Here is a 2,046-nt window from a genome sequence, read left to right on the forward strand (position 1 = left end):
AGCGTGTTGGCGCGGCCGCGCGTGACGTCCTTTTCGTTGCGCGTGGCGCGATAGGAGGGGCACATCACGCCGCCTTCGAGCTTTCGGCAGGCGCCGTTGTTGTTGCACATCTCGATCGCGCCCTGAAAGCCGCCGCCGGCGCCCGGATAGGCCGACCAGTCGAGCACGGTCTTCAAGTCATTGATGCGGTAGCTCGGCGTGTAGCGGAACAGCGAGCGGTCATCCATTTTTGGCGGATCGACGATCTTGCCGGGATTGAGCGTGTGCTCGGGGTCGAAACGCTGTTTGACTTCCCTGAAGTCGGCGATGATGCGCGAGCCGAACATGGTCTCGTGAAATTCCGAGCGCACGAGGCCGTCGCCATGCTCGCCGGAATGCGATCCCTTATATTCGCGCACCATCGCGAAGGTTTCCTCGGCGATGGCGCGCATCGCTTTGACGTCCTTCTCGAGCTTCAGGTTCAGGACGGGTCGCACATGCAAGCAGCCTTCGCTGGCATGCGCGTACATGGTGCCGCGGGTGCCGTGCCTGGCGAAGATCGCATTCAGCCGCTCGGTGTAATCGGCGAGGTGGGGCAGGGGCACCGCGCAGTCCTCGACAAAGGAAACGGGCTTGCCCTCCTGCTTCATCGACATCATGACGTTAAGGCCGGAGGTGCGGAAATCCGAGATCGCGGTTTGCACGGCGGGCTCAATGACATCGACCACGCCGCCCCATTTGCGTTGCGGATTGTTCCAGCCAAATCCGAGATCGCCCATCAGCTCGGAAAGCTGCTTCAGCTTTTGCAGGTTGTCGCTCTGGTCTTCCTCGGCGAATTCGACAATCAAAAGCGCGTCGGGGTCGCCCTTGACCGTCGCCTCGATCACCGGGCGGAACATCGCAATGTCGCGCCCCAGCGCGATCATGGTGCGATCGACCAGTTCCACCGCGATGGGGCGCAGCTTCACGAGATGTTGGGCGGCATCCATCGCCTCATAGAAGCTCCCGAAATGGCAGACGCCAAGCACCTTGTTGCTGATGACAGGCCACAGTTTCAATTCGACCTGCGTGGTGAAGGCGAGCGTGCCTTCCGAGCCGACCAGAAGATGCGCCATGTTATTCGGCACATTGCGGGGAGTGAGCGCATCGAGATTGTAGCCGCCGACGCGGCGCTGAACTTTGGGGAATTTGTCGGCGATCTCATCGGCCTCGCGAACGCCGAGCGCGAGCATGTCGCGAAAAAGCGTGGATGCCTTGTCGTTCGAGCCGGGTTGATCGCGCGACACTTCGCCGAAATGCATCAGCGTGCCGTCCGCGAGCGCGGCATCCATCGACAGCGTGTTGTCGCGCATGGTGCCGTATCGCAAGCTACGCCCGCCGCAGGAATTGTTGCCGGCCATCCCGCCGATGGTGGCGCGCGAGGCGGTCGAGACGTCGACCGGAAACCACAGGCCGTGCTTTTTCAACTGCCGGTTCAGGTCATCGAGCACGATGCCCGGTTCGACCACGCAGGTGCGGTTCCCGACGTCGAGCGAGAGCAGGCGGTTGAGGTGCTTGGAAAGGTCGACGACGATGCCGTCATTGATGGTCTGGCCGCATTGCGAGGTGCCGCCGCCGCGCGGGGTGACCTTCCGTCCGGCCTCGCGGGTGATCGCGAGCGCCCGCAGCGCCTCATCGACCGAGCGGGGGACCACGACCCCCGCCGGCATGATCTGGTAGAACGAGGCGTCGGTGGCGTAACGGCCGCGGTTGAAGACGTCGAAGAAGACGCCGCCCGAAATTTCGTGCGACAGCCTTTGCTGAAGCTTCCCGGCGTCCGTATCGGTCATTCCGTCCTCGTCAGTGCCCGAAGGCGATCCTCTTTTTGCCTATCCAAGGCAATTTTGAATGCAAAATATGGCTTTGTTGATCCGGTGTCGGCGCTATCCCCGGATATTCGGGCCGGACCGCTAGTACCGCCGATCCGAAGTCCCTGCGCCACAAGCGGCGAATTCGATCAGGGACTTCAGATCGACAAAGCGGTACTAGAATCAATAAGTTTGCTAGTGCCCATGACTTTCCGAAGTT

The 2,046-nt window shown here is 61.7% G+C and carries 1 protein-coding gene; it reads right to left on the bottom strand.

Annotated features, from left to right (window positions below):
* Positions 1-1,808 (bottom strand): FAD-linked oxidase C-terminal domain-containing protein (locus WB528_RS01830; RefSeq protein WP_423886723.1); only part of this gene is annotated, 1,808 nt, incomplete at its 3' end.
* Positions 1,809-2,046: the final 238 nt, after the last annotated feature.

It is taken from the genome of Bradyrhizobium sp., from assembly GCF_049586575.1.
In the GTDB taxonomy this organism is placed as follows: Bacteria; Pseudomonadota; Alphaproteobacteria; order Rhizobiales; family Xanthobacteraceae; genus Bradyrhizobium.